Source organism: Aminobacter sp. HY435, from assembly GCF_027568395.1.
Classification (GTDB): domain Bacteria; phylum Pseudomonadota; class Alphaproteobacteria; order Rhizobiales; family Rhizobiaceae; genus Aminobacter.
Genome location: NZ_JANKZL010000010.1, coordinates 224,640 through 250,606, shown reverse-complemented (window position 1 = coordinate 250,606; position 25,967 = coordinate 224,640). Strand labels below are relative to the sequence as shown.

Here is a 25,967-nt window from a genome sequence, read left to right as displayed (position 1 = left end):
CCCGTGCCAGCAGCGCGGGCGTTCGCTCCATCTTGGCCCTGACAAAGCCCTGCACCGAGGCTGACACCGCCGGTCGAATGGGGCTATGTGGACACGATGAAGCCCGAGTCCCTGCCCCCCACCCGATTGTCGCTGATGCAGCCATGGCAGCAATGGCTGCTGCTTTTGGGATGCTCGGTTCTGGCTGCGGCCCTGCTGGAACTCGCGCACCTGCCCGCCGCCCTGCTTGTCGGACCCATGCTGGTCGCCATCGCCGTGGGCAGCAGCGGCGCAACCGTTCGCGTGCCCAAACCGATTTTCGTCTCGGCCCAGGCACTCATCGGCTGCCTCGTCGCCAGTTCGATTTCGGTCGAAATCTTCGCAACCTTCGCCGCCGACTGGCTGATCTTCCTCGGCGCCGCCGTCGCCACCGTCGTGGCGAGCAGCTTCCTCGGCTGGTTCATATCGCGGCTGAAGGTCTTGCCGGGGACAACCGCCGTCTGGGGATCGGCCCCCGGTGCCGCAACCGCGATGGTGCTGATGGCCGACGCCTTCGGCGCCGACGCCCGGCTTGTCGCCTTCATGCAATATCTGCGCGTCATCCTGGTTTCGCTTGCGGCAGCGCTCGTCGCACGGCTGTGGGTCGACACATCGGGTGTCGAGGGCTCCTCGGTCGACTGGTTTCCTCCGATCGTGTGGCCTTCGTTCGCCGCGATGATCGCCGTGGCGGCAGTCGGCGGCATGCTCGGTTACCTGCTACGCATCCCCTCGCCCTATTTCGTCGGCGCAATGGTCCTGGGCGCTGTCGTCCATCTTGGCTTCGGCATCGACCTGCAACTGCCAGAATGGCTGCTGGCGATCGGCTACGGCCTGATCGGCTGGTCGATCGGACTGAACTTTACCCGGCCGATCCTTCGCCACGCCGCCCGCGCGCTGCCGCAGGTGGTGGGCTCGATTGCCGCCCTGATGGCATTCTGCGGACTGCTCGCCTGGGGCCTGCACCACATTCTCGGCGTGGATCCGCTGACCGCCTATCTCGCCACCAGCCCGGGCGGCATGGATTCCATCGCCATCATCGCGTCCGCCGCCGGCACCGTCGATCTGTCGTTCGTACTCACCTTGCAGATGCTGCGTTTCATTATCGTCTTGCTGTTCGGCCCGGCACTTGCCAGACTGGTGGCCCGGGCCATCAAGGACTGACGGAAAGCTGCCGCGCGCGTATTCTGGCCAACCGACAACCCTTGCGCGCCCAATCAGGCTCCTGTAAGAGAGCGCCATGTCGTCGCGCAAGATCAAGGAAATCTCCCGTCCGGCCGCTTTTGCGGGCGAGACGCTGCGCGCGCTTTCCTCGGCTCTCCTTCTTCTCGGCCTTATCGGCGATCGCCGGGCTCGCTAAAGGAGCGTCCGGCGGTCGAATTGCCGCCGAGGCACAAGCTCCTTTGCTCTTCACAACAGAACCGAATTTCTGATTTAAGACCGCTGAAGCATGTGCGTCCCGTCGCGCATGGCGGCTAAGAGAACGAGACCGACAATGAGCAACACAACCGCAGGAACCGGCCGACGCGCCGGAATGCCTACCGCCGCTAGCAAGTATCAGCCCTACCAAAGGATCGACCTGCCCAACCGGACGTGGCCGTCCAGGACCATCGACAAGGCCCCTATCTGGTGCTCGGTCGACCTGCGCGACGGCAACCAGTCGCTGGTAGATCCGATGGGCCACGACCGCAAGGCGCGGATGTTCCAGTTGCTGCTCGACATGGGCTTCAAGGAAATCGAGATCGGCTTTCCCTCGGCCTCGCAGACCGACTTCGACTTTGCCCGCTGGTCGATCGAAGAGGGCAATGTGGCCGACGACGTGTCGCTGCAGGTTCTCGTCCAGTGCCGCCCCGAACTGATCACCCGCACCTTCGAGGCCTTGCAGGGCGCGCACAGGCCGATCGTGCACTTCTACAATTCGACCAGCGAATTGCAGCGCCGCGTTGTTTTTGCCAAGGACGTCCGAGGCATCAAGCAGATCGCCACCGACGCCGCCAAGATGATCACCGACATGGCGGCCAAGGCCGGTGGCGGCTACCGTTTCCAGTATTCGCCGGAAAGCTTCACCGGCACCGAACTCGAGGTCGCACTCGAGATCTGCAATGCCGTCACGGAGATCATCAGGCCGACGCCCGACAACAAGCTGATCATCAACCTGCCCTCGACCGTCGAGATGGCCACGCCCAACATCTATGCCGACCAGATCGAATGGATGTGCCGCAATCTCGACAATCGCGAAAACCTGATCATCTCGCTGCATCCGCACAATGACCGCGGCACCGGCATCGCCGCCACCGAACTCGGCCTGATGGCCGGCGCCGACCGTGTCGAAGGCACATTGTTCGGCAACGGCGAACGCACCGGCAACGTCGATGTCGTGACGCTGGCACTCAACATGTTCACGCAGGGCGTCGATCCGCAACTCGACTGCTCCGACATCGAGCGCATCAAGGAAGTCTACGAATATTCGAACCAGATGGTCATTCCGGAGCGCCACCCCTATGTCGGCGAACTGGTCTACACCGCCTTCTCCGGCTCGCATCAGGACGCCATCAACAAGGGCATGAAGGCGATCAAGGTCGCCAACAAGCCGCTGTGGGAAGTGCCCTACCTGCCGATCGACCCGCAGGACGTCGGCCGCAGCTACGAGGCGATCATCCGCATCAACTCGCAGTCGGGCAAAGGCGGCATCGCCTATGTGCTGCAGGCTGACTACGGCCTCAACCTGCCGCGCTCGCTGCAGGTCGAGTTCAGCCAGGACATCCAGCAGATCACCGACGCCGAAGGCAAGGAAGTCTCGCCGAAGCGCATCCACGAGCGTTTCCTCGAACGTTACGTCGACCAGCCGGGCGCGCGCCTCAAGTTCGTCGATCACCAGACCTTCCCCGACGCCGTGATGAAGGGGCGCCGCGTCGTGGAAGCGGTCATCGTCGACAATGGCAAGGAAGTGACCATCAACGGCACCGGCAACGGTCCGATCGACGGTTTCGTCGACGCCCTTTCGCGACACATCGGCGTCGACCTGTCGGTGCTCGACTATTCCGAGCATTCGATCCAGCGCGGCTCCAACGCTTCGGCCATCTGCTACATGGAAGTCGAGCATCCTGGCGGCCGCCTGTTCGGCGCCGGCATCAACACCAATATCGTTGCCGCATCGCTCGAAGCCGTGGTTTCGGCCGCGAACAGAATTCTCTCGCGCTAGCGCATCGGCCCGAAAATCGACCCGATTTTCGGAAAGCACGATGCGCCAACCCAGTAAGTTAGAGCGTCCTTTGTGCGTCCATTCGGACGCACGGCGCTCTAGGAAAAGCGGGGCCCCGGCCCCGCAACTCTCCAAATCGCTGAAAGTTTGCCTTGTTTTGGCCGGGAACCAGACTGTTCCGGCCTGCCAACGTTAAGGTTAATTGCAGATTAAGCCCGCCTCGCCCGTGGATAACAGGCGAGGCGTTCGTGCTTGGCCATGCAGCCCGCTTGTGCGACCACACAAGCCGACTATGATCGTGCGGTCAGTGCCAGTTCGAAAAGGGTCGATACTTGGTTGCCTCCACGCCTGCTGCCCCCGCAGTGCGCGAAGCGCTTGAGGAGCTTGTTGCCAGCGAGACCTTCGCCCGGTCCGAGCGGGCTCGCAAGCTGCTCCGCTATATCGTGGAGCGTGAACTGGCCGGCGAAGCCGAACGCCTGAAGGGCTTTTCCATCGCAGTCGACGTCTTCGGCAAGGATGCCGAGTTCGATTCGGCAACCGATGCGGTCGTTCGCGTCCAGGCTGGGCGACTGCGCGAATTGCTTGCCCAATATTATGCCGGCGAAGGGGCCAATGCCCCCGTTCGCATCATTGTTCCGCGCGGCAGCTACGTCCCCACCTACGAAACGCTGCCCGAAGCTGCGCGCGGCGAGGATGGAGCCGTCCAGCATGTTGTGGAAGCTGCAAGTCCCGTGCCCGGCGCCAGCGCCCCACAGGCCGATGACGCGCGGTCCGCATCCGTACTGCAGGGATCGAGCTTCCGGCGGCAATTGCGCTACTTCTGGGCGGCGATGGCGCTGGTCATCGTCATGCTTGGCATCCTGGTTTTCCGCAATATCGGAACGCCCACCGGCGCCGAGACCGCCGGACCGGGCGATTTCCGTGGATCGACGGCGAGCATCGCCGATGCCATCGACAAGCTTCCCGCGGTTCACATCCATTCCGGCCAGGATGACGGCGCCAGCGGCCGCGTCGCCACCGTCTTGCGCACGGCGCTCTCCGGATTCGACACCATCGACCTGATTGCGCGCGACCGGTCCGAGAAGGTGTCCCGACCGGACAACACCGATTTCGATTTTGCCATCAGCATCGGGCCTAGCGCCGGAACGGTACTGGTCGAGTTGCAACACATGGCAAGCGGGCGAATCCTGATGTCGCGCGTGCTTGTCGCTGACGACGTGCTGCCAGAGACCATCGATGCCAGCATCGCCGAAATCGTATCGTCGGCAATCCCCGTTTCGGGCCTGATCTATGCCTATATCGAGCAGAACAGCCTGCAACAGGGACTGACGACATGCCTGCTTCTCGGCGACGACTATTACATGGGTCAGGACGCTGCCAAGCATCGCGCGGCCTACCAGTGCCTGGAAGGTTTGACCAATCGCGGCGTGAAATCGCCTGTTGTCTATTCCGAACTGGCATCCCTGCAGCTTGAAGCGGTGACCGACGGCTACGCCTATCCTCCGGACGCCAGCCCTGAGGGCGCCCTCGCTCTTGCCCACAACGCTGTGCAAACCGGCGCGACCAGCCCTTTTGCTCACCGCGCCTATGGCCACATACAATCGCGCATCGGCGACCGCGCGGAAGCTGTGCGCTGGATACGCAAGGCTTATGAGCTGAACACATATGACCTGACCATGGCCGCGGCCTATGGCTATGCCCTGGTCCTGACGGGAAGCTACAGCGAGGGCGTGCCGATCATGAAGCGCGCCGTCGAGAGCACGAGCGCTCACCCCGGTTGGTGGGACTATGGCCTCTTCCTCGGCGAATTCATGCTCGGCAACCGCTATGCCGCCGCCCGCGCCGCCAATTCGTTGACGACGGCAAAGAAGCCTCACTACCTGGCAGCCCGGCTGATCGCGGCGCATTTCGTCAGCGACAAGGCCCGGGCTTCCGGTTTGGTGAAGGAGCTTTCAGCGACCTATCCCAAGTTCGCAACCGACCCTTCCGCTGTCTTCGCCAAGGGCCGTTATCCGGAAGAGCTGAGGCGGTCGCTTACAAAAGCCCTGCGCGCCGCGGGCCTCGGCCAGCAGAGCTAAGCGATCCAGCTCTTTTAATGCCGCCGCATTTCTGCATAATGAGCGCATATTGAACGCTCATACAGTGTTTTACATTTCGATACTTCATGCATAAGATTTCATTGGGTCGGGCTTTGGGTTATTTGATTTGAGATGAATTACTCCATCCATGCAGCCGTTCGGGGGAGCGGCAAGAACGTGGTGGTCTTGCTTCACGGTTTCGGTGGTTGTTCTGGCGTCTGGAAAGATGTCGTTGAACACCTGGACGGTGTATTCACGACGATCGCTTACGATTTACCTGGGCACGGTCTGTCGATCGACTATCCAAATGCAGGTTCTGCCAAGACAGCCGCCAGGGCCGTACTGGCGGACCTTGCTTCGCGCGGCGTCGAACGCGTGCATCTCGTCGGTCATTCGATGGGTGGCGCCGTGGCGACCCTCGCCGCATTGCTGGAACCGCAGCGCGTCGCCTCGCTGACGCTGCTTGCGCCGGGCGGCTATGGACCGGAGATCAACGCACCGCTGCTTCGCCGTTTTGCTGCGGCAAGGTGTCCCGAAGAAATCGGTGCTTGCCTTGCGGAAATGTCGAGCCCGGACAGCGTCGTGTCTGAGCATTCCGTCGGTCAGTTGGCCGAAATGCGCAGCCGGCCCGGCCAGTCGGAAAAACTGATCGAGTTCGTGACCGCGATGACTGCAAACGATCGCCAGGGCGTGATCCCGCGCGAAACCATTGCCTCCCTGCCGATGCCGGTGATGGTGGTGTGGGGGACCGACGACAACGTGCTGCCTTACTCTCAGGCGGAGGGCCTGCCGGCGCGTTTCATGATCCACCACGTGCTTGAAGTCGGCCACATGCTGCCGGAGGAAACGCCGGAACTGGTTGCCGGTATTGTCGAGCGCATGAGCCGGCGCCGGCAAAAGGCGCCAGCATCACCGGTTGGCTGCCAGAGTTGACGCCAGCCGCATGGCGACCGCTTCGCCTGGCGGCGGGATACAATTCCGCCGCGTTTGCCCTTATGTTAACGACTGCTACGCCTGCGGATCGGCCGGAGGTCTGAAACGACCTTCGGAGACGGTCTGCGCAGGATCGGCTAATATGCAGCGTGGCGCTTCCGTGTCGCCGCCATGGAGCGCCGCAGTCAGAGGCAACAGGCAATGCAGGACGACAACGTGACCGCGATAAAGCCTGTTCGTCCGCTCGCCGACGCCGTCCGCGACGTCAAGAATGCCGTAGCCGACCGCAGCGACGTGGTGGTCGAGCTGCGCGAGGCGCATCGCATGCGCCTCGAATTGCTCGCCGCCGAACTTGAGCCGGTCTTTGCCGACGTTCCGCGCGACATCGACAATTTCGATTTCGCGATCTCTTCGGGCCTGCAGCCGCGCCTGTGGATCGACGCCACCAGCCACGTCGCCCTGGGACGCGACCGTCGGACATTCAGGTTCGTTCGAGATACGCGTATCGGACGCGTGGTGCTGGCAGAGACGAGCGACCCCAAGCGCGTCGCCGAGCAAGTCACCCGCTACGTCGCTGAACGCATCGTTGAACGCCAGCAGATGATGGATGGCGGCGCCGAGATTGCCGTGCCGGGCTTCGCCCGCGAGGCGGTGCATGAAGCGGAGCCACCGATGCGTCGTATCAGTCAGCCCGCCTGGTCGAACCTTATGGCAGGGTTCGGCCTCCTCGTCGCCGGCGCGGCCGTTGGCATCGCCCTGATGGCGGCGCTGTACTGGCTGCGGGTTGCGGCAACAGGCGGCGTCAGCCTCTGACCATCGCGCCGCCCGGAGCGCTGGCGGTCAGATCGATGGTCGCGATTTCGGTGACGGGCATGGCGAGACCCGGCAGGCCGCGCCGCGTCAGCTTGACGTTCCATTTGCCGGGCTCGCCTTCGATATCGATCAGGTTGAACTGGGCCGCAGGCCGCTCGGAACCTGCGGATTGACCGGCTGCGGCAACCCCGACGACCGGGACCGGGCCTTCCAGGCCCGAAATCCAGTGCAGCGACGGCAGATGCGAGTGGCCGTGCAGCACCAGTTCCGCGCCATGCCGCGAGATGACCTTCTGGAACTTGCCGATGCCCAGCAATCGCTTGTGCTGGCCAACCGCGCCGCGAACGGGCGGATGATGGATCATCACAACCCTGAACAGGTCTAGCTTCTTGGTGTCGTCGAGTATCTTGGCCAGGCGGCTCGCCTGGCCTTCGCGAAAAAAGCCGTTCGCCATGAACGGGGCGGTGGCGCGCGCGGTGGAAACGCCGATCAGCGCAACATTCTCACGGACACGAACATAGGGAAAACTGTGCTGGTCGACCGCCCCCTTGGCGCTGTCGCCGCTCATCCACGGCGCCCAGGCGCGGCAAGCCTTGTCGAAGGCGCCGGGAACATAGGCATCGTGGTTGCCGGGAACCACCGACACGGCTTCGGGCGCGCCAAGCGTTTGCAGCCAAGCCCGCGCAAGCTCGATCTCGTCGTCCAGCGCCAGGTTGACCAGATCGCCCGTCACCGCAAGGTGATCGGGCGCATGGGTCTTGAGGTCGGCGACGATGGTGTCGACGACCCCGTCGTGATGGTGCCGACGGCGGTTTCGTTGCCAGTTGACGTATCCAACCATGCGCTTGGAGGCGAGATCGCGATAGGTTACATCCGGAAGCGGCCCCAGATGAGCGTCGGAAATATGTGCAAGCCTGAACATAGCCCCCTTTTAGGTCACGCCGCTGCGGCTTTCCAGCCACGGCGGAGCAGCTGATGGTGAATGGCCCAGCTCATTCACCGCTCCGCCAAAGCCTGTGGTCACGGCTTCGCGGACGGCTGTTTCACGCCTATTTCCTGTTCCGCAGGCCCATGACTCTGGGCGTGCGCGGCCTGGTGCACGACACCGCGACCAATTCCGTCTTCCTGATCCGCCACACCTACGTGCCCGGCTGGCAGCTGCCGGGCGGCGGGGTCGAGGTCGGCGAGACGTTCGTGGAATCGCTAGCGCGCGAGTTGGAAGAGGAAGGCAACATCGCGCTTGCCGCGCCACCCATCCTCAGGTCGATCCACCTCAACAAGCAGGCGACGAAGCGGGATCATGTCGGCTTCTATCTGATCGAAGCCTTCCGGCAGGATACGCCGAAGCAACCCGACCACGAAATCGCCGCGGCCGGGTTCTTCCCGCTCGACGCGCTGCCCGAGGGCACGACGCCGGCGACGCGGCGAAGGATCGCCGAGGTGTTCGAGGGAGTAGCAGCTTCGCCTTACTGGTGAGCTTGGGGCCGGTACGTCCCCAAAAACTCGCTTTGTTTGCGCCAGGGAGGTCGCCCCCACTCCGGTTTGCTGCGCAAACCACCGCTCCCCGTTCGACGGGGGCACGGCCGCACTGCGCCGGTCAGAATGTGGTGCCCTTCCTCTCCCCCGGGCAGGGGGAGAGGTGGCGCGCGCAGCGCGACCGAGTGGGGGTGCTTCCTCATCCTGAGCTGCGAGCGACGCGAGCCTCGAAGGAGGCACACCAAACCCAGCCCCTACGCTGCCTTCGGCAACTCGCCCCTGTTGTGCGGCGCGTCGAGATCCATCACCGGCCCCACCGGCACCACACCGGTCGGGTTGATGCCGCCATGGCTGCCGTAGTAATGCGCCTTGATGTGCAGCATGTTGACCGTCTCGGCCACGCCCGGCACCTGGTAGAGCTCGCGCAGGTAGTTCGAGAGATTGGGATAGTCCTCGATCCGCCGCAGATTGGTCTTGAAGTGTCCGACATAGACCGGATCGAAGCGCACCAGCGTCGTGAACAGACGCCAGTCTGCCTCGGTCAGAAGGTCGCCAACGAGATAGCGCTGGTGCGACAAGCGAGCTTCGACCGTGTCGAGCGCCGCAAACAACTCGTTGAAGGCCTCCTCATATGCTGCCTGCGACGTCGCGAAACCGGCCCGGTACACGCCGTTGTTGATCGACGGATAGACCAGAGCATTGATCGCGTCGATCTCGCCGCGCAGCTTTTCGGGATAGAAGTCGAGCGAGGCGTCACCCCATTCATCAAACGCCGAGTTGAGCATGCGGATGATCTCTGACGATTCGTTGGAAACGATGGTCTTTTCCTTCTTGTCCCACAGCACGGGCACCGTCACGCGGCCCGAATAGGTCGGATCGGCCAGGGTGTAGATCTGGTGCAGGAAGTCGAGGCCGTAGAGCGTGTCGCCGGTGGCGCCATCGTCGGTGCGGAAGGTCCAGCCATCGGCGCCCATGTAGTGATGGACGACCGACACCGAGATGATGTCCTCCAGTCCCTTCAAGGCACGGAAGATCAGCGTCCGGTGCGCCCACGGACAGGCGAGCGAGACATAGAGATGGTAGCGCCCGGGCTCTGCCTTGAAGCCCCGCGTGCGGCCTTCCGCCGGTCTGCCGTCGACGGTGATCCAGTCGCGCCACTGGGCGTGCGAACGCACGAACTTTCCGCCGGTCGATTTGGTATCGTACCAGCGGTCCTGCCATTTTCCTTCAACCAGCAATCCCATGATGCAATCCTTTCGTTTGCCACCATGTAGGACACTGCAACCCGGTTCCGAAGCCCGGCGGCCTGAACGGATCGTCAACAGAAGGCTGACATCGGCCAAATGCACGATGGACGGGCGCGCAAAATGATGGTAGCGGGCATTCCAATGGCACATTTTGCAAACATCCGGATTGACCGACGACGAATGAGCGCACGCGCTTAAGGCGCTGACTTGCGACCGCTGCGGCATTCCCGCAGCACCTCATCCACGATACCGGACTGCAATACCATGACCCTTGCCGACGTGACTTATCTGCCGGAAACCCCGGCGCACGACCTTGAGATCGACGACATCAACGCCGAAGCCTTTGGGCCCGGCCGTTTTGCGCGCGCCGCCTACAAGATCCGGGAAGGCGGGCCACATGACCGCACGCTGTCGTTTGTCGCCATGAACGATGGCCAGGTCATCGCCTCGGTGCGCATGACCCCGATCGCCGCCGGCGAAGGCCGCGCCCAGATGCTCGGCCCGCTGGCGGTACGCCCCGACTTCAAGAACCTTGGTATCGGCCGCAAGCTTGTCGCGATGGCGCTGGAAGCGGCTGCCGAGGCTGGCGAAGCGGCGGTCGTCCTGGTTGGCGACGAACCCTACTACGGACCACTCGGCTTCGCCCGCATCCCCCGTGGTCAGGTGTCCATGCCGCGGCCTGTCGATCTCAATCGCCTGCTCGCCCACGAAATCGCCCCCGGCGCGGTGGCGAAATTGTCAGGCGAGGTTTGCCACGCCGATCTGGCCAAAACCCAGCCGCAACGCGAGACCGAGCCAGCCTGAAACACGGCGCTTGCCCGCGACGGCCGACCTTCCTACCATCCACAGCACAAGAGGACAGGCTGACATGAATCCAAACGGGCAAATCGCAGTGGTTACCGGCGCCGGATCGGGCCTTGGCGAAGCCACGGCACGCGCACTCGCAGCCAAGGGCGCCAAAGTCGCGATCTTCGACCTGAGCCTTGAGCGCGCCGAGAAGGTTGCAGCAGACATTGGCGGCATCGCCGTCCGCTGCGACGTCAGCAACGAGGAAAGCGCGGTTGCCGCCTTCGCCGAAGTCGCCGCCAGGCTCGGCACGGCCCGCATCCTGGTCAACTGCGCCGGCATCGCCGTCGGCGTCAAGACCGTCGGCAAGGACGGCCCTCACCCGCTCAGCGTCTTCCGCCAGGTGATCGAGGTCAACCTCATCGGCTCGTTCAACATGATCCGCCTGTTTGCCGACGCAGCAGCCAAGCTTGACCCGCTCGAAGGCGGCGAGCGCGGCGTCATCGTCAACACCGCATCGGTGGCGGCCTATGACGGCCAGATCGGCCAGGCCGCGTACTCGGCATCCAAGGGCGGCGTTGTCGGTATGACCCTGCCGGTCGCCCGCGATCTCTCCCGCTCGGGTATCCGCGTCTGCACCATCGCGCCCGGCATCTTCAAGACGCCGATGATGGCTGCGATGCCCCAGGAGGTGCAGGATTCGCTCGGCGCCGCCGTGCCTTTCCCGCCGCGGCTTGGCGAACCTTCCGAATACGCGGCGCTCGCCGCTCACATCGTCGAGAACCAGATGCTGAACGGCGAAACCATCCGCCTCGACGGCGCCATCCGCATGGCCCCGAAATAACAGCTCGGCCATTGGACAATTTGGCAGCCCCGGACGCCGACGCGTCCGGGGCTGTTTTGTCTTATGCTTGTTCTTGCAGCGCCGGGCAAAGTCGTACTTGCCAAACGGTTGGCTCGACAGATAAGTAGATTCGAATAGTCATATTTGATGGTGATGCCGTGGAAGAACGCAAGAAGGATGTCATTCGCGAGACGGATGCGGAGGCGATCAAGCTGGCCCGCACCCTGATGCGCACGGCACGCCATGGCGCCCTCGCCGTGATCGAGCCGGAGACCGGTTCGCCGCTGGCCAGCCGGGTCGGCACCGCAACTGACACCGACGGCACGCCGCTGATCCTGATCTCGGGCCTTTCCGCCCACACCAAGGGCATCATCGCCGATCCGCGCTGCTCGTTGCTCGTTGGCGAAATCGGCAAGGGCGATCCTCTCGCCCATGCCCGCATCACGCTGTTTTGCAAGGCACGCAAGCTGGAACGCGGCACGCCGGAATATGCCCGGGCAGAACGCCGCTACATCAACCGCAACCCGAAGGCGAAGCTCTACATCGGGCTGACCGACTTCACGGTTTTCAGGCTCGAGCTGGAGCGCGCGAACCTCAATGGCGGCTTCGGCAAGGCCTATTTGCTGACCGGCGAGGAGCTGCTTTTGTCCGGCCCGGCAGTCGAGACCGTTGCAGGCGCCGAACAAGGCGCGCTCGAACACATGAATTCGGACCATCGCGAAGCGATCGACATCTACGCCAACCACTATGGCAAGCTCGGCGGCAAGGGCTGGACCCTCAGCGGCTTCGATCCGGAGGGCATGGATCTGGCGCTTGGTGACGAAACGGCGCGAGTTGCTTTTCCGGCTATGCTTCTGGAGGCAGCCGACCTGCGCAAAAGCCTTGTTGAAATGGCCAAGGAAGGCCGCGCAGCAAAGTCTTGATTTTTGGAAAGAAAGCTGTTTTGTGCTTGAGCTGCTGGTTTGAGATCTGATTCCATTCTCTCTCTGGCTTGAACATTCGGCGTTGTTGCCCCCATGACGCCGGAACGTATTGCAGATACACGGGGTACCCATGCAATCGAAGAAACTGACGGCCAATGCGGAAGCCGCTGCCTCTTTGCTAACGCTTATGGGCAACGAAAAACGGCTGTTGATCATGAGCCACCTGCTCGACACGGAAATGTCGGTGGGTGCAATCGCCGAGAAGGTTTCGTTGAGCCAATCGGCGCTTTCCCAGCACCTTGCTCGTCTGCGCAACGAAGAACTGGTCGAGACACGTCGCGACCGGCAGATGATCTACTACACATGCAAGTCCGAAGCGGTGCGCAAGCTGCTCGGAACTCTTGAGGGCATTTTCGAAGAAGCCTGATCCCATTCAGGCATCGACGGGCTCCCATGGCGGCCTGCCCTCCGCTATGGAGAACTATGAACACTATCCGCATCGACGATCCGGCCGATCCGCGCGTGGGCGCTTATCTCGATATCCGCGAACGCGACCTCGTCGGTCGTGAGGGACGTTTTGTCGCCGAAGGCAAGGTCGTGCTTAACGTCCTGTTCGGCGCACGCCGCTTCGAAGCCGAATCCGCCCTGGTGCTCGAAAACCGGCTTGCAGGCATGGCCGAAACGCTGGCTCTCGCCCATCCCGACATGCCGGTCTATGCCGTATCGGCAGCTGTAATGGACGCCATTGCCGGCTTTCACATGCACCGCGGCATTCTTGCGATCGGCCGCAAGGATGAACCGGCAGTTGTCGACGATCTGCTCGCCGCCCTGCCAGAACGCGCGCTGGTGGCCGTTCCCGTCGGCATCTCCAATCACGACAACATCGGCTCGATCTTTCGCAATGCCGCAGCGTTCGGCGCCGACGCGTTGCTGCTCGACGAAACCTGCTGCGACCCGCTCTATCGAAAGGCGATCCGTGTTTCGGTCGGCGCGGCCCTCAAGGTACCGTTTGCGACCGGTGGCGCGGCCGCGGAGATTGCCGACGCGCTGTCTCGCCATGGCTTCGAGCAACTGGCGCTTTCGCCGGCCGGCACCGCCGACATCCGCGACCTCACGAGGCCAAAGCGCCTGGCGCTCTATCTTGGCACGGAGGGCGAAGGTCTGCCGGAGGCTCTGCTGCGGCGACTGACGACGGCCCGCATCAGGATGGCGCCGGGCTTCGACAGCCTGAACGTGGCTGCCGCTTCAGCAATCGCCTTGCATCATTTCACCGATGCACCCGGCGTCTGAAGCCATCTGAGCAGGCCTGGACCCGAATTGGCTATTCCGCGGGTGCGGATTTCTGCAGGGCCCGGACCCTGTCTGCCAGGCTGATGATCGCCGAGCGCTCCGCGCTGGCCGGAGTCTCGCCCTCTCCGTTAAGCGCCTTGGCGATCGGCGAGTCCGCCCCTTCGAGACGGGCGGTCAGCGCCACCACTTCGGCGGCCAGCTCGTGCATCTGCTCGCGCAGCACCGCATCCTGCCCCGCAAGGGGATCGGTACGGTCCGCCTGGGTGAGCATCTCGCTTTTGAGGCGCTTGTTCTCCCGCACCAGTGTCGTCAACCGACCTTCAAATCGTCCGCGTTCGGCCGGCGACGGCGCTTCCGCCGCTACTGCCTGTTCGTCCGATTTCGCCTTCAGCTGCTCGCGAAGGCGGGCGAGTTCCTTTTCGCGCCGCTCCAGCTTGTCGTCGCGGTCGCTGAGCGTGGCAACCAAGCGCTCCAGCTTCTTGTCCAGTTCCACGGCGCGTTTGGTCTCCGTCTTGAGCGCTTCGCGCACGGCCTTGTTGTCGGCTTCGAATTCGCTCAGCCTGCGGTCGAGCTCCTTGCGCTGATTGCGCAGGGCCGCCATGTCGTCGCTGAGCTTGCCCATCTCGCTTTCGCGGCTGACGATCTCGATCTGCCGGTTGCTCGAAGCCAGGCTGGCCTCGTCAAGCGCCCTGCCCGTTTCTTCCAGCTCCTGCGCCCGCTTATCAAGCCTGCGCTCGGCCTCGGCGAGCTTGGCGCCCAAGGCCTTGAGTTGCTCGTCGCGTTTGGCCACCTCTTCGCGCAAACTGCCGCCTCGCGCCTCCAGCTCGCTCAACGTGCGACCCTTGTCGGCATGTTCGGTGTTCACAAGCTTGAGAGCCTCGCGGTTGCGACTGAGCTCGACCGCCTGCACGAGCACCTTTTCCTGCGCCGCCTTGAGCTGCACCTCGACCTTGCGGATTGCCATGGCATGCTCGGCGCGCAGACTATCCTTGCCGGCGCGGATTTCCTCCGGCGTCATCGGCAATTTCGCCTCGACGCGCTGTCGTGTGACGGAAACCGTGCGCCGCCAGATCGCGGGCGCAACCAGAAGCACCAGGAAGCCGGCGGTCAGAAAGCCAAGAACGAAGAACAGGATCGACTGGACCAAGGCACTTTACCCGTAACAGACAGGCGAGAGTTTGCCTGCTCACATGGCAGGAATCCAGCACCGCTGCAAATACTCGTACGAACTGCCGGCAGGCGATTGAGCCCCCGGCAGCCATCTTCCACAACTTTGAAGCGCACAAAAGCCGTCGCACACCGCTGCCACCCCTGGCGGAACGCTGCGGCCCGGCTCAGAATGGGTTCCAGGTCGGCTGCTGCGTCAGCTTCAGGTAGCCGACATTGATGCCCAGCCGGGCGCCGACACCGGTGCGCACCGGCACGAGCAGGATGTTGCCGCGCTTGAGCACATTGAAACCGACGCCGGCGACCACATAGGCCGAGCCCGCAACGCCGGCGTAGCGGTCGTACAGATTGTTCACGTCGTCGAGGTTGTAGACCAGGATCATCACCCGCGAGCCCTGGCCGCCAAAGTCCCAACCCAGGGACGGTCCTTGCCAGAAGCTCTTATGGTCGCCCGCGTTCTTGGTGTAGAGTGTGCCTTCACCGTAGGTCAGGCCACCGACGAACGCGCCCGAGCCTTCCTCGCCGAGGATATAGCCGTTGGGCAGTCCGTAGGACGAGAAAACCTTCTCCACCACGCTCGCCAGACCGCCCGAGGTCGAACCGAAGAACCGGTGACCGGAATCGAGGATCTCCTGCGCAGTGTATTGCTGCGCCCGCGACGCAGCTGTCGAAAATGCCAGAACGCCGGCAACGACGAACATCACGGCAACGAGCCGGGCGATCGTCCGGCCATAAATTCGGGAAATCATGCTTCCAAATCTCCGTCAGGGAGCACACTTTCTCGACGCCCCGAACCCGCTGCCACTCTTGTCCGGCGGCTCGCTGGTTCAACTCGGCAAACTATGCCGTAATCCTTTTTCAACCATTAAACTGCCGGATGAAGATGGCGGTTCGAAGGCAGCAAGACGCTGCGGAAACCCCATAATTCTGCGTATTTCCGGGCATTTTGAGCAAGTTTTCGCGCTGTTTCTTGCCCGCCGCTGTGCCGCTGTGTAACCAAGAGTACACTAGTCGCGCGCTGATTCGCATTGGTGCGGCGTTGGCCTAGAAATTCTACTTGAAGCCGTTTTCCGAGGGATGCCTTTCATGGCCGAGTTGTTGACGATTTCCGCCCCCGATCTCGCAGCACTGCTGTGCAGCCGCGTCTGCCACGACATCATCTCGCCGGTCGGCGCAATCAACAACGGCCTTGAGCTGCTCGACGAGGGCGGCGCCGACGAAGACGCCATGCGGCTGATCCGCACCAGCGCCCGAAACGCTTCGGCGCGGCTGCAATTCGCCCGTATCGCGTTCGGCGCGGCAGGCTCCGCCGGCATGCTGATCGACACCGGCGACGCCGAGGCGGTGGCGACCGCCTTCCTCAAGAACGAAAAGCCGGAACTGACCTGGAGCGGCGGCCGCGCCCTGCTGCCCAAGAACCAGGTCAAGCTGCTGCTCAACCTGCTTCTGGTCGCCAACGCAGCCATTCCGCGCGGTGGCAAGCTTGCCGTCACGCTCGAAAATGTCGAGACCTCGCCGAAGTTCACCCTTTCGGCCAGCGGCCCGATGCTGCGGGTGCCGCCGAAATTCCTCGAACTGCATTCCGGCCAGAAGCCGGAGGAGCCGATCGACGCCCATTCGGTCCAGCCCTACTATACGCTTCTTCTCGCTCGCGAAGCCGGCATGACGATCTCCATCCATGCAACGCCAGAAGAAATCCTCCTGACGGCCGAGCGCACGCCGGCAATTGAAGTATAACCAAAGCATACTTCCCGCAGCTGCAGCGCTCGCCATATAGAGCCTTGTGTAATCGCCCGCCGACAACAGTCTGCGGGCGACATTTCCGATAATTTTACCATTCGGGTTTTCGGCTTCTTTACGCGGTCGCGTTAGATTGCGCTCGTCACACCGGCGCGCCAATGCGCCCGGTTCCGGCAATGAGGAGTCGGGATATGAAGCGCTGCCTGTTCGTCGATGATTCGAGCGTTATCCGCAAAGTCGCCAAGCGCATTCTGAACGGTCCGGAACTGTCCGTCGTCGAGGCATCGACCGGCGCCGAGGGCCTCGACATGTGCAACTATGACATGCCCGACATCATCGTCGTCGATGGTGCGCTCGAAGACATCAGCACGGTGGACTTCATTCGCCGCGTTCGCGCCATCCACGGCCGCGTGAAGCCGCAGATCGTGATCTGCCTGACCGAGGTCGACATCGGCGCCATCATGCGCGCCAAGCGCGCCGGCGCCCAGGGCTACCTGCTCAAGCCGTTCAACCGCCCCCAGTTGCTCGACCGCTTCCGCGCCTTCGACATCGCGGCCTGACAAAACGGCAAGCGAAGCGCGCCTCCCGTCGCCAAAAAAGAAAGCCCGGCACGAAGGCCGGGCTTTGACTGAAGTCTTTTTGGAACAGATCAGGCGATTTCGCGAAGCTCTTCCGGCTCGCGCAGCACGTAGCCGCGACCCCAGACAGTTTCGATGAAATTCTGGCCGCCCGACGCAGCGTCAAGCTTCTTGCGCAGCTTGCAGATAAACACGTCGATGATCTTCAGTTCCGGCTCGTCCATGCCACCGTAGAGGTGGTTGAGGAACATTTCCTTGGTCAGCGTGGTGCCCTTACGCAGCGAGAGCAGTTCCAGCATCTGATATTCCTTGCCGGTCAGGTGCACGCGCTGGCCACCAACTTCGACGGTCTTGGCGTCGAGGTTGACGATCAGATCGCCGGTCAGGATGACCGACTGGGCGTGTCCCTTCGAACGGCGCACAATGGCGTGGATACGCGCCACCAACTCGTCCTTGTGGAACGGCTTGGTCATGTAGTCGTCGGCGCCGAAGCCGAGGCCACGCACCTTGTCCTCGATGCCGGCCATGCCGGAGAGGATCAGGATCGGCGTCTTGACCTTGGACAGGCGCAATGTGCGCAGAACCTCGTAGCCCGACATGTCGGGCAGGTTCAGGTCGAGAAGGATGATATCGTAGTCATAGAGCTTGCCGAGATCGACGCCTTCTTCGCCGAGATCGGTCGTATAGACGTTGAAGCTCTCCGATTTGAGCATCAGCTCGATGCTCTGAGCGGTTGCACTGTCGTCTTCTATCAGCAGAACGCGCATTCAAATCCCCTTTTCTGCTGCCGGAACGTTTTCTCGGTCTAGTCCATACCGGCCCAGTGCTACTGAATCGGAGGCTGCCATCGAATGGTTAACAAAACCTAATTTCGTATGGAAGACCATAGCAGAAATTTTAACCGGCGCATACACCCTCTTGAATCCAAACATGAATCACACGGTCAACATCTTAACGCGGCGCATTAACAAGGTTGCCTAAGCGACTCCGGAGACAAACCCATCACATTCGCGGCGAAAACCAGAATCTTTACCGGGCCTTAAGTCTCGACACGTATGATTAACGATGCCCGTAAACGAATGGTTACCGACGCGGAAAAACTTTAAAAGTTTGTTTTCCATAGTCGGGCGTTCAGAACCGGTTCGATTGCGGCGAGGTCCCTCGGGGCCGGAGTAGGCAAGTAACAGTGCGTTTTTCGGTGTTCGGGAGTATCGGGTCATGAAATCACGTGAGAACCTGGTCAGGCTCAAGCAGTTTCAGGTGAACGAAAAGCGCCGGCAGCTGATGCAGCTCGATTCGATGATCGCCGAATTCGACCGCATGGCGGGCGAACTCGAGATGCAAATCGTCGCCGAGGAAAAGAAGGCGGGGATCACCGATCTCAATCATTTTGCCTATCCGACATTCGCCAAGGCCGCACGCCAGCGCCGCGATAACCTGAAGAACTCCCAGCATGATCTGGCGCAACAGCGCGCCGCAGCCGAATCCTTACTCGCTGAAGCTGAAGCGGAGCTTTCCAAGGCTGAAATGCTGGAATCGCGTGACCGCAACACGCGCGACGCCGACACCGGCGGCCGCAGCGCGATGATCGGATAACCGACCTGCTGCGAATTGGCGCGGCCGGACGGCGCGCCGACACCGCCTGCAATCAGGCAGGCTCGCCTTCGATGGCCAGCGACTGCGCCCGCGCGTCGCGAATGTCGGGTGCGTGCAGCTCCGACCAAACCCTTATCTGATTGAGCAGATCCGCCAGGTTGCGCCCCAGGTCCGTCAGTTCGTATTCGACGCGCGGCGGGATCACTGGGAAGATTTCCCGTCGCACCAGGCCGTCGCGCTCGAGCACGCGCAGAGTCTGCGTCAACATCTTGGGCGTGATGCCCTCGACCTTGCGCTGCAGCTCGCCATAGCGCCGCCTGCCCGGCTTCAAGGCCCCGACGACCAGATACACCCACTTGCTCGCCAGCATCTCGAGCACGGTATGCGACATGCATTCGCGCCGGTAGGCGTCGTAGCCAAAGGGAGTGTCGGGATCGCAGATACTATCCATGAGGTACCTATATATCATTCAGGTACATTCTAGACAATGGATTTATACTATCCAAATGATAGTGGCGCACACCATCCCAAGGAGGACGTTTCCATGCGTGCCATTACCCAGACCACTGTCGGCGGACCCGAAGTCCTCGAACTGGCCGATCTACCTACCCCGCGGCTCAAGCCCGGCGAAGTGCTGATCCGCGCCCGGGCGGCGGGCGTCAATCCGGTCGATGCCGCCGTGCGCGGCGGCTACTATCCGCTACTGGGCGAGCCCGCCTTCACCGTCGGCTGGGACGTCTCCGGCACCGTCGAGGCCGTTGGCGCCGGCGTCAGCGACCTTGCGCCTGGCGACGAGGTGTTCGGCATGCCGCACTTCCCGGCGGAGGCGGCAGCCTATGCCGAACTGGTCGCAGCGCCGGCATCGGAACTCGCCCGCAAGCCGAAGGGGCTTGATCATGTCTACGCCGGCGCATTACCGCTGGCAGGGCTGACCGCCTGGCAAGGCCTGGTGACAGCCGGTCGCGTCAAACCGGGCGACCGTGTCCTGATCCAGGCGGCAGCCGGCGGGGTCGGCCATCTCGCCGTGCAGATTGCCAAGGCGCGCGGCGCCTACGTCATTGCCACCGCCAGCCCCGGAAAGGTCGAGTTTGTCCGCTCGCTCGGCGCCGACGAGGTGATCGACTACACCAGCAACGACTTCGTCGAGAAGGCTGGCCCGGTTGACCTCGTCTTCGAGGCGCTCGGTGGCGACCATCCCGAAAAATCGCTGAAGGCGCTCAAGGACGGCGGCACGCTGGTCGTCCTCCTGGGCGCCACCGACAGGGTGGCGAAGGAAGCTGCGGAGCGCGGGATCAGGGTCGAGCCCATTTCCGTTCGACCGGACCGCGCGGGCCTGCAGGAGTTGGCCAAGCTGATCGAGGCCGGTAAGCTCAAGGTGCACGTCGCCAGGAGTTTCCCGCTCGCCGAGGCTGCCGCGGCACATGCTTTCCTTGCCGGCAAGCCCTCCGGCAAGGTGGTGCTGACCGTCTGAGACCGGGATCCCGGGAACGCCGGGGCTCCCGGCACCCAGGGGCGCGCCGCGGACTAAGGTTGGCAACCGAAATCGACGTCAAAAACGAAAAAGGGTGCGGTTGGCCCGCACCCTTTTCTATTGGTTTGGCCGCAACGGGCCGGTGTCAGTGACGGTATTGCTGGATGCGCGTGGTGCGCAGGCCGGCAAGGCCGTACTCGTCAATGGAAGCCTGCCAGGACAGAAATTCCTCGGTCGTCAACTTGTAGCGTTGGCACGCTTCGTCGAGACTGAGCAATCCTCCCCGGACCGCTGCGACCACTTCCGCCTTGCGGCGGATAACCCACCGGCGCGTGTTGGTCGGGGGCAGATCGGCAATCGTAAGTGGGCTGCCGTCAGGCCCGATAACATATTTGACACGCGGTCTAACCAGATCGGTCATCGTACTCTCTACTAAAAACTCAAAGACCCAATCACCTGCCACACTACCGCCACAGCTTTAAAAATTGCCTAAGCGTGTACTAAGAGGTAAGTAACGAACGTGAACGGATCGTTAGACTCTCGATCTGCAATTTAACCATCTGCGCCGACGGCTGGTTCCGCGCCTCAAAATGGCGCAGCGCTGACGCGTGGGTGGTACTGCGAAGCGCCTTGACCTATATTGCAGCCATTGGCATGCAGCCGACCTGAAGACAGCGGAACGCAATCCCGATGAATAGCCTGGACCTGCCCGGACGCCCCGAAGACACCCGCGTGGTTGTTGCCATGTCGGGTGGCGTTGATTCTTCCGTCGTGGCCGGCCTGCTCAAACAGGAAGGTTATGACGTCGTCGGCGTGACGCTGCAGCTTTACGACCATGGCGCCTCGACCCACCGCGCCGGTTCGTGCTGTGCCGGACAGGACATCGCCGACGCCCGCCGCGTCTCCGAGACGCTCGGCATTCCACACTATGTGCTCGACTACGAAGAGCGCTTCCGCAAGGCGGTCATCGATCCCTTCGCCGAAAGCTACGTCGCCGGCGAGACCCCGATCCCCTGCGTATCGTGCAACCAGACGGTCAAGTTCGCCGACCTGCTTGCCACCGCGCGCGAGCTGGGCGCCGATGCGCTCGCCACCGGCCACTATATCCGCTCCAAGCAGAACGGCGCCCACCGTTCGCTGTATCGCCCGGTCGATGCCGACCGCGACCAGAGCTATTTCCTGTTTGCCACCACCCAGGAGCAGATCGACTATCTGCGCTTTCCGCTCGGCGGCATGTCCAAGCCCGACGTCCGCGCGGCGGCCGAACGCATGGGCCTGACCGTCGCCGCAAAGCAGGACAGCCAGGACATCTGCTTCGTGCCGCAGGGCAAGTATTCCGACATCATCGCCAAGCTGCGACCAACCGCTGCCAATCCTGGCGACATCGTCCATATCGACGGCCGCGTGCTCGGCCGCCATGAGGGCATCCTGCGCTACACCATCGGCCAGCGCCGCGGCATCGGCATCGCCTCCGGCGAGCCGCTTTACGTCGTGCATATCGACGCCGAGCGCGCGCGTGTCGTCGTTGGTCCGCGCGAGGCACTGGAGACGCACAAGATCTTCCTGCGCGGCATGAACTGGCTGGGTGACGACGCCTTGTCCGATATCCCGGCATCGGGCCTCGAACTTTTCGCCAAGGTACGCTCGTCGCGCCCGCCTCGCCCTGTCGTGCTGCATCACAAGGGCGGCGCCACCTGGGTCGAACTGGTCGATGGCGAGTCGGGCATCGCACCCGGACAGGCCTGCGTGCTCTATTCCGACGAAGGTAACGAGGCGCGCGTCTTCGGCGGCGGCTTCATCGAGCGTTCCGAACGCCATGCCGACGCCGAGGCGATGCTGTCGCGGCTCGCGGCAACGCCGGGTTCGATCGCGGCGGAGTAAGCCCAACATCAATGCTGGAAGCGGCCAGGCGCTGGGCACGGCTGCTGAAGCGCGATATCGTGGCGCTGTACCTAGCCGCGCGCAGCCCGCTGACGCCGTGGTATGCCCGCGTGGCGGCCGCCTGCGTGGCAGCCTATGCACTGAGCCCGGTCGATCTCATTCCTGATTTCGTGCCCGTGCTCGGCTATCTCGACGACCTGCTGATCGTACCCCTGGGCATCTGGCTGGTGATCCGCATGATCCCGGCCGAGCTGATGGCCCGCTTCCGCGCCCAAGCAGCCGAAATCACCGCCCAGCCACGCAGCATGGCCGGCCTCGCCTTCATCATCGTGGTGTGGCTGGCCGTCCTGGCCTTGGCTGGGTGGTGGCTGCTGTAGAGGGAGTAAGGGTCGGAGCAGACTTCGCCGATGGCGCGCAACTCCTTGTTGCCCTACTCCCTTACTCCCCTATCCTCAGTCGTGCGTAACCGTACCCGCCGTCAGAATCCTGAGCACGCCGAGCGCTTCCTCGGCACCGGTGCGTGGCTCTTCGCGCGTCTCGATGCAGTGAATGAAATGCTCGAGCTCGCGCGTCAGCGGCATGGCGTTTTCGAGCTCGATATAGGTCGGCTCGTTCATCGTCGACGTCCACTGCCCCTCGTCCTGCCAAACCGCATGACGATACAGCGCAAGCTTGCGCTCCTGCGGCTCGACGTCGTCGAACACGGCCATGCCCTTGGTGCCGACGACGGTCAGCCGGCGCTCGCGGTAAGGGTTGAGGCGCGAGGCAAACAGGTGCCCGCGCAGGCCGTTGGGGAAGCGCATGTGCAGATGGGCGAAATCGCTGAGGTGGTTGAGCACGGCAGCGCCCTCGCCGCGCACCTCGACCGGCGCCGTGCCGGTGATCGCCAGGATCATCGACAGGTCGTGCGGGGCAAGATCCCACAGCGCGTCGTTTTCGGCGTGGAACTTGCCCAGGCCGAGGCGATGCGAATGGATGTAGCCGACTTCGCCGAGCTCGCCCTTGTCGACCAGCGCCTTGAGCCCTTCGAAGGCGGGGTGGAAGCGCAGCACATGACCGGTCATGAACACGCGGCCATTGTCGCGCGCAGCCTTCACCGCGCGTTCGGCGTCGGGCACGGTCAGGGCGATCGGCTTTTCGACCAGTACGTCCTTGCCCGCCTCGACGGCGCGAATCGCAAAGTCAGCGTGAAACTGCGGCGGCAGCGCCATGACGATGGCATCGACATCGTTGTTGGCGAACAATTCGTCCGGCGTCAGCGCCAGGCACCCCTGCTCCGCGGCGAAACGTGCGGCGCGCGCCGGATCGATATCCGAAACGGCATGGAGGGCGCCAAGCGACTTCAGGGTGCGGATGTGGTTACCGCCCCAGTATCCACATCCAAGGACTGCAATACGCGGTTTCATCAGGCTCTTTCTCGGGAATTTATGTCCGCAGACATAGTGGCCGGGCTGTTCGAACTCAACCCCGCGCCCTGCGCCATATCGGCCTAAGCGTGGCGAAAGCCAGCGGAATCCACGACATAGGCCGCCGGCAAGCGGTTCAAACCAACCTTATGCGCCCGACATAGCCCCGCGTTCCAAGGCACATTGGCGCCGATCATCGCTGATCTTGCGAATATCGAAAATCAACCGCGCTTCGGTGCTTGACACATTCGCCATCCAGACATTATATCCGCCCGACCTTGGCGAACGCCTCGACGCCTGCCTCTCCGGAGACAGATTTTCGGGCCTTCTCCACCCTGGCGGGATAGCTCAGTTGGTTAGAGCACGGGAATCATAATCCTGGGGTCGGTGGTTCGAGTCCACTTCCCGCTACCACTTCCTTGTCAAATGAATCAGATACTTAGTCGTACCCGACCGAAATGTCTGGTGCTCGCGGTCGTCGCATTGAGCCATCGCCCGGGTCCGTCGCTCCATTGAGCTAATTGCCTGGATACCGCCGTGGTGTATTGTTTTGCATGGGCAGGTGGGCAGAGCCGATGCAAGGCCTTAAATCCATCTAGAGAGCGTTGCGTCGGCCACCCCACCCCCCGCCCCTACGCAATGCAGACGGCCCTGCTTGGCAGCCCCAGGCGGGCCGCTCTTGTTTGGCCGCCTACACGTCTTTGCGACGACAATCTCAGCTTCGATATCGACAAGGGCGGGCATAACCCGGCCTGGTTCGGCCTGCTGTTCGCTCCCACCCAATCCTCGATAGCCGGATCGGTCCGCCAAGTGTTGGCGCTGACACCAGCCGACAGGCGTCAGCGCCGGCCTTGCGCGTTTCACGAGCACGTTCGGCCAATTCATCGCGCGGGAGCTCCACTCGGGGAAGCAAGTCCAGGAAAAGCGTGACGCGGTTTTCCGTTCTAGCTAGCGTGTCGTGGCGGACTTGACTGGCGGTGCGGGATGCCGAGCCTCGAGGCTATCGGCATGGTGGCCACGCCCAGTTGCCCTGAGACGCTCAAGATAGGCAGGCAGTTCGCCCTTGCAGTGATAAGGTCCACCTTCGCGCATCACAGTGACCAGAGGATCCGTATCGGTCTCGCTCCGTGCCATCGTCTCGGCGCGCCAGTCCTCGAGCAGCTTGCTGGCGTATGCCACGACGTCGGCGCGTCGCAACGCGAGATCGTGCTGTTCGTGCGGGTCGCTGGTCAGGTTGAACAACTCGACCGGCTGCAGGTCCTTGTAGCCGTCATGATAGGTTCGGAGCATCAGCCAGTCGTCGCCCTCGAGCCGGAAGCGAACGCCGCGCTGCACCGCCCATGCGCCCTGCGACAGCACCAGGTAGTCGCGACCGCCCTGCTCGCCCGCTCGCAGCGCACCGGCGAAGGATTTTCCATCCCAGACGGCCGGCACCGTGCCGCCGAGCTTGTCGACAAGGGTCGCTGCCCAATCGAAATGGTAATGCAGGCCTTCGTTGACGCCGTTCATCTCGGATGCGCCCGGCCAACGAATGACCAGCGGTACGTTGCAGGTGTATTCATCGGCCGTCTGATGGTCGGCCCAGACGTTGAGCTCGCCCATGTTCTCGCCGTGGTCGGCACCAATGACGATGACGGTATCGTCGAACAGGTCAAGCTCCTTCAAGGTGGCGACCAGCTTGCCGACATGTTCGTCGGCGTATTTGACGCCGGTATCGTAGCCATCGAACCAGGCCTTGGCCTTGTCGAGATCGTCGATCGGCACTGGCATCCGGGCATAGCCCGAAGGTTCGGCGTCGTAGCCGCGCGGTTCCATCGGGCTGTGCGGCCCAAACCCCTTCATCTGCTCCGCCAGGACCTCGCGTGTCATCCACGACGGTATCGGGTCATCCTTGAACGGATCGCCGAAGCTCTCCGGCACGCGGTAAGGCGTGTGCGGATCCCAGACATTGACGTGCAGGAACCACTTCTTGTCCTTGCCGTTGCGGCGCAGCCAGTCGATGGCCTGCGGCACCACCTCGTCGGCGTTCTCCATGCCGCCCTTGCCCGGATTCAGCATCTCGTTGAAGCCGGCGTACCAATGCCAGCAGCCATGGCGCTCGCCGAAGGACGAGATGGTCATGGTGTAGTAACCGAGGTCGCGCAGCGCCTTCATCCAGCCTTCTTCGTAGAAGGTTCCGGCCCAGGCGCGTTCGGCCCCTTCCCTGAACGGCTCGCAAGCCGTGCCGCCATGACCGACAACGCCGGTGCGCAAACCGTGACGGCCGCTCCACAACGCCGTGCGGGACGGATGGCACGGCACGTCGGAAACATAGACATTCTCGAAGCGGATACCGTCGGCAGCCAGCGCATCGATCGCCGGCGAGGTGTTGCGGTGATAGCCGTAACAGCCGAGATGATCGCGGCGGAGGCTGTCGATGTCGATGTAGAGAACGTTCATGGGGTCACGCTGCATGGGAATCTTTGGGGAAGGCCCTAGCGCATCGGCCCGAAAATCGGACCCGATTTTCGGAAAGCACGAT

The 25,967-nt window shown here is 62.8% G+C and carries 27 protein-coding genes and 1 tRNA gene; 19 read left to right on the top strand and 9 right to left on the bottom strand.

The features are described from left to right. Positions 1 to 96: 96 nt before the first annotated feature. The 5 genes from PCJ21_RS16610 (at position 97) to PCJ21_RS16590 (ending at position 7,041) form a co-directional block, all read left to right on the top strand. Positions 97 to 1,179: an AbrB family transcriptional regulator gene (locus PCJ21_RS16610; RefSeq protein WP_269932521.1), complete on the top strand. Its 1,083-nt coding sequence runs from the start codon at positions 97 to 99 to the stop codon at positions 1,177 to 1,179. Between the two features lie 370 nt (positions 1,180 to 1,549). Beyond that, positions 1,550 to 3,217, top strand: a complete 1,668-nt coding sequence (gene leuA / locus PCJ21_RS16605; RefSeq protein WP_269932552.1) for a 2-isopropylmalate synthase — start codon at positions 1,550 to 1,552, stop codon at positions 3,215 to 3,217. Between the two features lie 332 nt (positions 3,218 to 3,549). Next, on the top strand, positions 3,550 to 5,295 hold the full coding sequence (locus tag PCJ21_RS16600; RefSeq protein ID WP_269932520.1) for a tetratricopeptide repeat protein: 1,746 nt from the start codon (positions 3,550 to 3,552) through the stop codon (positions 5,293 to 5,295). A 132-nt stretch (positions 5,296 to 5,427) separates the two neighbouring features. Continuing rightward, positions 5,428 to 6,228: an alpha/beta fold hydrolase gene (locus PCJ21_RS16595; protein ID WP_269932519.1), complete on the top strand. Its 801-nt coding sequence runs from the start codon at positions 5,428 to 5,430 to the stop codon at positions 6,226 to 6,228. 201 nt (positions 6,229 to 6,429) lie between these two features. Further along, positions 6,430 to 7,041, top strand: coding sequence for a hypothetical protein (locus PCJ21_RS16590; RefSeq protein ID WP_269932518.1), 612 nt, complete (start codon positions 6,430 to 6,432; stop codon positions 7,039 to 7,041). Here the strand turns inward: PCJ21_RS16590 and PCJ21_RS16585 are convergent. Next, positions 7,031 to 7,963, bottom strand: coding sequence for a metallophosphoesterase family protein (locus PCJ21_RS16585; protein ID WP_269932517.1), 933 nt, complete (start codon positions 7,961 to 7,963; stop codon positions 7,031 to 7,033). The genes PCJ21_RS16590 and PCJ21_RS16585 overlap by 11 nt on opposite strands. 53 nt (positions 7,964 to 8,016) lie before the next feature. Between PCJ21_RS16585 and PCJ21_RS16580 the strand changes: the two genes are divergently transcribed. Further along, the gene (locus PCJ21_RS16580; protein WP_269932516.1) at positions 8,017 to 8,517 is read left to right on the top strand and encodes an NUDIX domain-containing protein; all 501 of its coding nucleotides are present in this window, start codon (positions 8,017 to 8,019) and stop codon (positions 8,515 to 8,517) included. A 254-nt stretch (positions 8,518 to 8,771) separates the two neighbouring features. On the opposite strand, the gene PCJ21_RS16575 is transcribed toward PCJ21_RS16580, so the two are convergent. Further along, entirely contained in the window at positions 8,772 to 9,761 is a 990-nt protein-coding gene (locus tag PCJ21_RS16575) for a glutathione S-transferase family protein (protein ID WP_269932515.1), read from the bottom strand. 267 nt (positions 9,762 to 10,028) lie between these two features. Here PCJ21_RS16575 and PCJ21_RS16570 point away from each other — a divergent pair, with 267 nt between their 5' ends. The 5 genes from PCJ21_RS16570 (at position 10,029) to PCJ21_RS16550 (ending at position 13,607) form a co-directional block, all read left to right on the top strand. Next, complete coding sequence (locus PCJ21_RS16570; protein ID WP_269932514.1) at positions 10,029 to 10,568, top strand: GNAT family N-acetyltransferase; 540 nt, start codon at positions 10,029 to 10,031, stop codon at positions 10,566 to 10,568. Positions 10,569 to 10,632: 64 nt separating this feature from the next. Next, a complete protein-coding gene (locus PCJ21_RS16565; protein ID WP_269932513.1) occupies positions 10,633 to 11,394 on the top strand; it encodes a 3-hydroxyacyl-CoA dehydrogenase in 762 nt (253 codons plus the stop codon). A gap of 158 nt (positions 11,395 to 11,552) precedes the next feature. Beyond that, positions 11,553 to 12,317, top strand: coding sequence for a HugZ family pyridoxamine 5'-phosphate oxidase (locus tag PCJ21_RS16560; protein WP_269932512.1), 765 nt, complete (start codon positions 11,553 to 11,555; stop codon positions 12,315 to 12,317). 130 nt (positions 12,318 to 12,447) lie between these two features. Beyond that, the gene (locus PCJ21_RS16555) at positions 12,448 to 12,744 is read left to right on the top strand and encodes an ArsR/SmtB family transcription factor (RefSeq protein WP_269932511.1); all 297 of its coding nucleotides are present in this window, start codon (positions 12,448 to 12,450) and stop codon (positions 12,742 to 12,744) included. 56 nt (positions 12,745 to 12,800) lie between these two features. Then, positions 12,801 to 13,607: a TrmH family RNA methyltransferase gene (locus PCJ21_RS16550; RefSeq protein WP_269932510.1), complete on the top strand. Its 807-nt coding sequence runs from the start codon at positions 12,801 to 12,803 to the stop codon at positions 13,605 to 13,607. A 31-nt stretch (positions 13,608 to 13,638) separates the two neighbouring features. Here the strand turns inward: PCJ21_RS16550 and PCJ21_RS16545 are convergent, their stop codons facing one another. Further along, positions 13,639 to 14,625: a hypothetical protein gene (locus PCJ21_RS16545; protein WP_333474403.1), complete on the bottom strand. Its 987-nt coding sequence runs from the start codon at positions 14,623 to 14,625 to the stop codon at positions 13,639 to 13,641. A 316-nt stretch (positions 14,626 to 14,941) separates the two neighbouring features. Further along, the gene (locus PCJ21_RS16540; protein WP_269932551.1) at positions 14,942 to 15,475 is read right to left on the bottom strand and encodes a DUF1134 domain-containing protein; all 534 of its coding nucleotides are present in this window, start codon (positions 15,473 to 15,475) and stop codon (positions 14,942 to 14,944) included. A 46-nt stretch (positions 15,476 to 15,521) separates the two neighbouring features. Between PCJ21_RS16540 and PCJ21_RS16535 the strand changes: the two genes are divergently transcribed. The 3 genes from PCJ21_RS16535 to PCJ21_RS16525 all read left to right on the top strand — a co-directional run bounded on the left by PCJ21_RS16535 (position 15,522) and on the right by PCJ21_RS16525 (position 17,074). After that, a complete protein-coding gene (locus PCJ21_RS16535; RefSeq protein WP_269932508.1) occupies positions 15,522 to 15,770 on the top strand; it encodes a hypothetical protein in 249 nt (82 codons plus the stop codon). Between the two features lie 90 nt (positions 15,771 to 15,860). Next, a complete protein-coding gene (chpT, locus tag PCJ21_RS16530; protein ID WP_269932507.1) occupies positions 15,861 to 16,511 on the top strand; it encodes a histidine phosphotransferase ChpT in 651 nt (216 codons plus the stop codon). A gap of 194 nt (positions 16,512 to 16,705) precedes the next feature. Next, entirely contained in the window at positions 16,706 to 17,074 is a 369-nt protein-coding gene (locus PCJ21_RS16525; protein WP_269932506.1) for a response regulator, read from the top strand. A gap of 89 nt (positions 17,075 to 17,163) precedes the next feature. Here the strand turns inward: PCJ21_RS16525 and ctrA are convergent, their stop codons facing one another. Further along, positions 17,164 to 17,859 (bottom strand): response regulator transcription factor CtrA, encoded by a 696-nt coding sequence (gene ctrA / locus PCJ21_RS16520; RefSeq protein WP_109575474.1) that lies wholly within the window; start codon positions 17,857 to 17,859, stop codon positions 17,164 to 17,166. Positions 17,860 to 18,310: 451 nt separating this feature from the next. Here ctrA and PCJ21_RS16515 point away from each other — a divergent pair, with 451 nt between their 5' ends. Further along, positions 18,311 to 18,688, top strand: coding sequence for a flagellar export protein FliJ (locus tag PCJ21_RS16515; RefSeq protein ID WP_269932505.1), 378 nt, complete (start codon positions 18,311 to 18,313; stop codon positions 18,686 to 18,688). 52 nt (positions 18,689 to 18,740) lie between these two features. Here the strand turns inward: PCJ21_RS16515 and PCJ21_RS16510 are convergent, their stop codons facing one another. After that, the gene (locus PCJ21_RS16510; RefSeq protein WP_269932504.1) at positions 18,741 to 19,139 is read right to left on the bottom strand and encodes a winged helix-turn-helix transcriptional regulator; all 399 of its coding nucleotides are present in this window, start codon (positions 19,137 to 19,139) and stop codon (positions 18,741 to 18,743) included. Between the two features lie 93 nt (positions 19,140 to 19,232). On the opposite strand from PCJ21_RS16510, the gene PCJ21_RS16505 reads away from it, so the two are divergent. Then, positions 19,233 to 20,159, top strand: coding sequence for an NADP-dependent oxidoreductase (locus PCJ21_RS16505; RefSeq protein WP_269932503.1), 927 nt, complete (start codon positions 19,233 to 19,235; stop codon positions 20,157 to 20,159). A gap of 145 nt (positions 20,160 to 20,304) precedes the next feature. Here the strand turns inward: PCJ21_RS16505 and sciP are convergent, their stop codons facing one another. Then, on the bottom strand, positions 20,305 to 20,580 hold the full coding sequence (sciP, locus tag PCJ21_RS16500; RefSeq protein WP_013529904.1) for a CtrA inhibitor SciP: 276 nt from the start codon (positions 20,578 to 20,580) through the stop codon (positions 20,305 to 20,307). 269 nt (positions 20,581 to 20,849) lie between these two features. On the opposite strand from sciP, the gene mnmA reads away from it, so the two are divergent. Further along, positions 20,850 to 22,040, top strand: coding sequence for a tRNA 2-thiouridine(34) synthase MnmA (gene mnmA, locus PCJ21_RS16495; RefSeq protein WP_269932502.1), 1,191 nt, complete (start codon positions 20,850 to 20,852; stop codon positions 22,038 to 22,040). Between the two features lie 11 nt (positions 22,041 to 22,051). After that, positions 22,052 to 22,417, top strand: a complete 366-nt coding sequence (locus tag PCJ21_RS16490) for a YkvA family protein (RefSeq protein WP_269932501.1) — start codon at positions 22,052 to 22,054, stop codon at positions 22,415 to 22,417. Between the two features lie 75 nt (positions 22,418 to 22,492). Here the strand turns inward: PCJ21_RS16490 and PCJ21_RS16485 are convergent, their stop codons facing one another. Further along, positions 22,493 to 23,446, bottom strand: a complete 954-nt coding sequence (locus PCJ21_RS16485) for a Gfo/Idh/MocA family protein (protein WP_269932500.1) — start codon at positions 23,444 to 23,446, stop codon at positions 22,493 to 22,495. Positions 23,447 to 23,783: 337 nt separating this feature from the next. Between PCJ21_RS16485 and PCJ21_RS16480 the strand changes: the two genes are divergently transcribed. Next, positions 23,784 to 23,860, top strand: a tRNA-Met gene (locus PCJ21_RS16480). Between the two features lie 534 nt (positions 23,861 to 24,394). Here PCJ21_RS16480 and PCJ21_RS16475 read toward each other — a convergent pair. Then, entirely contained in the window at positions 24,395 to 25,885 is a 1,491-nt protein-coding gene (locus PCJ21_RS16475; RefSeq protein ID WP_269932499.1) for a sulfatase family protein, read from the bottom strand. Positions 25,886 to 25,967: the final 82 nt, after the last annotated feature.

What these genes read in the sequence shown, in the direction of transcription:
- PCJ21_RS16610 (WP_269932521.1), top strand. Translation starts at nt 97, where the DNA reads ATGAAGCCCGAGTCCCTGCCCCCCACCCGATTGTCGCTGATGCAGCCA.
- leuA (WP_269932552.1), top strand. Translation starts at nt 1,550, where the DNA reads ATGCCTACCGCCGCTAGCAAGTATCAGCCCTACCAAAGGATCGACCTG.
- PCJ21_RS16595 (WP_269932519.1), top strand. Translation starts at nt 5,428, where the DNA reads ATGAATTACTCCATCCATGCAGCCGTTCGGGGGAGCGGCAAGAACGTG.
- PCJ21_RS16590 (WP_269932518.1), top strand. Translation starts at nt 6,430, where the DNA reads ATGCAGGACGACAACGTGACCGCGATAAAGCCTGTTCGTCCGCTCGCC.
- PCJ21_RS16585 (WP_269932517.1), bottom strand. Translation starts at nt 7,963, where the DNA reads ATGTTCAGGCTTGCACATATTTCCGACGCTCATCTGGGGCCGCTTCCG.
- PCJ21_RS16580 (WP_269932516.1), top strand. Translation starts at nt 8,017, where the DNA reads ATGGTGAATGGCCCAGCTCATTCACCGCTCCGCCAAAGCCTGTGGTCA.
- PCJ21_RS16575 (WP_269932515.1), bottom strand. Translation starts at nt 9,761, where the DNA reads ATGGGATTGCTGGTTGAAGGAAAATGGCAGGACCGCTGGTACGATACC.
- PCJ21_RS16570 (WP_269932514.1), top strand. Translation starts at nt 10,029, where the DNA reads ATGACCCTTGCCGACGTGACTTATCTGCCGGAAACCCCGGCGCACGAC.
- PCJ21_RS16565 (WP_269932513.1), top strand. Translation starts at nt 10,633, where the DNA reads ATGAATCCAAACGGGCAAATCGCAGTGGTTACCGGCGCCGGATCGGGC.
- PCJ21_RS16555 (WP_269932511.1), top strand. Translation starts at nt 12,448, where the DNA reads ATGCAATCGAAGAAACTGACGGCCAATGCGGAAGCCGCTGCCTCTTTG.
- PCJ21_RS16550 (WP_269932510.1), top strand. Translation starts at nt 12,801, where the DNA reads ATGAACACTATCCGCATCGACGATCCGGCCGATCCGCGCGTGGGCGCT.
- PCJ21_RS16545 (WP_333474403.1), bottom strand. Translation starts at nt 14,625, where the DNA reads ATGACGCCGGAGGAAATCCGCGCCGGCAAGGATAGTCTGCGCGCCGAG.
- PCJ21_RS16540 (WP_269932551.1), bottom strand. Translation starts at nt 15,475, where the DNA reads ATGTTCGTCGTTGCCGGCGTTCTGGCATTTTCGACAGCTGCGTCGCGG.
- PCJ21_RS16535 (WP_269932508.1), top strand. Translation starts at nt 15,522, where the DNA reads ATGCTTCCAAATCTCCGTCAGGGAGCACACTTTCTCGACGCCCCGAAC.
- chpT (WP_269932507.1), top strand. Translation starts at nt 15,861, where the DNA reads ATGGCCGAGTTGTTGACGATTTCCGCCCCCGATCTCGCAGCACTGCTG.
- PCJ21_RS16525 (WP_269932506.1), top strand. Translation starts at nt 16,706, where the DNA reads ATGAAGCGCTGCCTGTTCGTCGATGATTCGAGCGTTATCCGCAAAGTC.
- ctrA (WP_109575474.1), bottom strand. Translation starts at nt 17,859, where the DNA reads ATGCGCGTTCTGCTGATAGAAGACGACAGTGCAACCGCTCAGAGCATC.
- PCJ21_RS16515 (WP_269932505.1), top strand. Translation starts at nt 18,311, where the DNA reads ATGAAATCACGTGAGAACCTGGTCAGGCTCAAGCAGTTTCAGGTGAAC.
- PCJ21_RS16510 (WP_269932504.1), bottom strand. Translation starts at nt 19,139, where the DNA reads ATGGATAGTATCTGCGATCCCGACACTCCCTTTGGCTACGACGCCTAC.
- PCJ21_RS16505 (WP_269932503.1), top strand. Translation starts at nt 19,233, where the DNA reads ATGCGTGCCATTACCCAGACCACTGTCGGCGGACCCGAAGTCCTCGAA.
- sciP (WP_013529904.1), bottom strand. Translation starts at nt 20,580, where the DNA reads ATGACCGATCTGGTTAGACCGCGTGTCAAATATGTTATCGGGCCTGAC.
- mnmA (WP_269932502.1), top strand. Translation starts at nt 20,850, where the DNA reads ATGAATAGCCTGGACCTGCCCGGACGCCCCGAAGACACCCGCGTGGTT.
- PCJ21_RS16490 (WP_269932501.1), top strand. Translation starts at nt 22,052, where the DNA reads ATGCTGGAAGCGGCCAGGCGCTGGGCACGGCTGCTGAAGCGCGATATC.
- PCJ21_RS16485 (WP_269932500.1), bottom strand. Translation starts at nt 23,446, where the DNA reads ATGAAACCGCGTATTGCAGTCCTTGGATGTGGATACTGGGGCGGTAAC.
- PCJ21_RS16475 (WP_269932499.1), bottom strand. Translation starts at nt 25,885, where the DNA reads ATGAACGTTCTCTACATCGACATCGACAGCCTCCGCCGCGATCATCTC.